We start from the raw sequence: 2,550 nt of genomic DNA on the forward strand, positions 1-2,550 counted from the left end.
GACTCTCAGCTTTTTACCAAACTAAATGTGGGTGTCTTCTTTAATTGTCTTCTTTAATTGCCGGTTAACGTATAAGGTGACATTAACCGGCAGGATAAATTAGCTGGTAGGAAGGCGTTTTATAATTGTTACAGACCACTTGGTGGTTGGAAGGGGAAAACGCCTTATCAGATCTTGACACCTAAAATGAAAACTCAGTGATGGCTTGTTAACAGAGGGTTTGAGATCCGTATTTTAGCGCTTTATGTTTTAGGCTTTATAAGGATTTGTGCAACATAGTCGTGGTCATTGCCTGTGAGTGCATTAAGCGACATTTCTACCTCAACATCACCTTTTTTATCTGAGTACGATAGCTCTTTATGTCCGCTTTCTAACCTATTGAAAATCGACTTATAATCTGTTGAACTAACGTCAAAGTCAATGTTTAGGTTGTTGGAGCGGGCATATGGGATGTCAACAGATGCAAATACATTTTGAATAGAACTTGGTGAATTAGGAACTATGGAGTATAAAATACCTAACCCTTCTGCAATAATATTGTCATTATTTGCAACAGTGTCTGCGCCATAAACTACAGTTTGGTCCGCTGTTATTGGGCCTAGAATTGGATCTATCGTTATTACTTCACCTGCGGTTGTCATTGCGGGTAAGTTATATGGACTATTAGGAGTTGGTGCTGCGAGGTTTTCGGGGACATTATCTAAGTACGCAGCCCCTAAGTTAAGAGAGCTTTTCGTCATATTTAATATGCTAACTCTCAATTTTTGTGGAACAAATACATATAGTTCAAGAATTACGCTAATGGCGTAACCAATTGCTAGCGCAGCTCCTAAGTTGAAGGCTCCAGCGATTAATCGCCCTGAAGAATACCACGGGCCTCTAGTCAAATATGAAGTAAGTCTTACATACCATAATTCTTGAGTCATTGAGTTCTCTAATCCTAAAGCTAATGCTCTCGATATGGTTCTCTGAACGCCTTTCAGAACCATGTTTCTGGCAAAAGCATTAAGCCCTTTGACAAGTAAAGTAGTCAGAACTATATTAGGTACATATTTTCCTGATAAATTGACGAAGTTTTGAAAAGTAGTAGTTTCACCTGATTGAAGCATGAAAACTAATTCTGATGTTTCGCCGTAGTCCTCCTCTAAATTTTCGTCAAATTCGTTAGCGCTATGTGCAGATTGCTGTCTAAGCTTTTCTGCTATTCCGGCTCCGAATTTACTAACCTTTTTCTGATAGATTACAGTTATTCTTGCGCCGAAATGGTTTGAATATTGGATTGGTGTACCGTCTTTTAGATGAGCTCTAACCCATAAGTGTTCTTGTTCAGCTTCAGGAGTTTCTCCTATTTTTTTCACCAAGTTCCCAGATTTATCTTCGGCCAATGCTCGTTTGTTTGCAAACGCTGTAAGACCACTACCGCCTTTGGCCAAGGTGTTGATCTCGTCAAGTTGGCTATTGGAAAGAATTTGATAGTTTCCTGTTGGTGCACTTATAACTTTTCGTTCATCACGTTCTTCGATAAACAGTTCTCGGTCTGAATGCAGGTTACTAGTGCCATTTTTGTTGTCAGATGAGGAAGTTCGCAGAATATCTAAATGACTTTCATCGCAATATTCAGTGAAAAATTGAGCTTCAACATTTGGTATATCATCACTCCAGCCTTTAAGCGCGCTAAGATATTTGTGATGCATATCATGCCTGATGATACTTTTTCCTTCTTTTTCGTATATTCGAACCATACAGGTAGAAACATTAAATGTTTTTACGAAATCTCCTGAATCATTTAAATAGTATCCCGTTCTAGTACTTCTTAATGCCGCGTATTTAGCCCTGGTCATAATTGAAATCTCCATATGAGTAAGTAGTGAGACTGAGCAATAGAATATGAAAGATAAGATACTTTGGCAGAAATAATATTACACTTTATTACTTGTGCTCATACTAGAGGCAGAGCAGAGTGGTTCACGAGAACCCGATATAACTTAAGACGGCATGTTCGCCACTCAGCAATGGGGCCAAATGACAACAAGCGGTGAACATTTAACTCGGAATTTATACTTGAGGCTATTCGCTTTGAATAAAAATATTCATTTTCGGAGGCATGCTGTTCCGTGGGGGAAACAGTCCCAAGAAGTTGAACGGAGCGGTTGAGCTCTAAAGTCGCAAGCGTTGACTTCGAACTATAGAAGAATCAAAAATTTGAAGCCCTTATCAATCGCTTCGACCGAGATAAATCGATACTAAAAAAGCGAAAGCTCTCCCGGAAAACCACATCTATTTGTAAGTGACCGCCCGCGAGTAGTATAGTTTAAAATATATGGACACTATATTGCAGACACAAAAAAGCCAGTTAAAGAAGTTCTCTAACTGGCTGCTTTATAACACTTAATGTGGTGGAGCTGGGGGGATTTGAACCCCCGTCCAGAAAGCGTCGACCCTCGGTCCTACATGTTTAGTATCGTCTATTGGTTAACCTTAAAATCTCGGACGAACACGATAAGTAAAGGCGATACTTGCGTTCGATACTTGCGTTGACACCCACTTTAA

General features: G+C 39.5%; 1 protein-coding gene and 1 other RNA gene. Both read right to left on the reverse strand.

Annotation, left to right across the window (positions count from 1 at the left end; translation table 11 throughout):
• Positions 1 to 242: 242 nt before the first annotated feature.
• Positions 243 to 1,841, reverse strand: a complete 1,599-nt coding sequence (locus N482_RS06625; protein ID WP_155730525.1) for a hypothetical protein — start codon at positions 1,839 to 1,841, stop codon at positions 243 to 245.
• Between the two features lie 553 nt (positions 1,842 to 2,394).
• Positions 2,395 to 2,550, reverse strand: a transfer-messenger RNA (tmRNA) gene (gene ssrA, locus N482_RS06630); the annotation flags it as partial.

Origin of the sequence: Pseudoalteromonas luteoviolacea NCIMB 1942 (genome assembly GCF_001625595.1) — a bacterium.
Taxonomy (GTDB): Bacteria; Pseudomonadota; Gammaproteobacteria; order Enterobacterales; family Alteromonadaceae; genus Pseudoalteromonas; species Pseudoalteromonas luteoviolacea_A.

Bases quoted from the DNA above. Each gene is read 5' to 3' on its own strand.
- N482_RS06625 (WP_155730525.1), bottom strand. From the start codon at position 1,841: ATGACCAGGGCTAAATACGCGGCATTAAGAAGTACTAGAACGGGATAC.